The 430-nt window shown below is 63.3% G+C and carries 1 pseudogene; it reads right to left on the minus strand.

Annotation, left to right across the window (positions count from 1 at the left end):
- Positions 1–430: pseudogene (locus tag NNO04_RS22605) on the minus strand (RHS repeat protein); the annotation flags it as partial.

A 430-nucleotide genomic window follows, 5' to 3' on the forward strand; every position in this document is an offset into this window, starting at 1 on the left:
CTTCGCCGTCTGCGTTCCAGAGGTAATCCCGCGCCGTCACACTGTCGCCCTGCGCCGGGGGGTTACCTGCCTGATATGGGTTCTGGCTGCCACTTATCAGGCTGCGCTGCCAGCTTAACCGGTTGTCAGCGTTGTAACTGCTGAACGTCGCCAGCGCCCCCTGGGTGCGCATCACCTGCCGGTGCAGGCTGTCACGTTCATATTCACTCACCGTGATACCGTCCAGCGCTGTCTGGAGCAGGTGTCCGCTGCCGTAGTAGAGATGGCTGAGGTGCTGCCCGTCCGGCAGCGTGATATCCGTGGGATTGCCCAGCGCGTCACGCTGGTATCTGATGCTGCCGTGCACGCTGTGCTCTGCCGTCAGCCACCCGCTGCGGTCATACGCAAAACACACCCTGTCCGCCTGCATATGGTGCAGCCGCCCCCCTTC

This window comes from Citrobacter sp. Awk 4, assembly GCF_028069725.1.
Lineage (GTDB): Bacteria > Pseudomonadota > Gammaproteobacteria > Enterobacterales > Enterobacteriaceae > Citrobacter_D.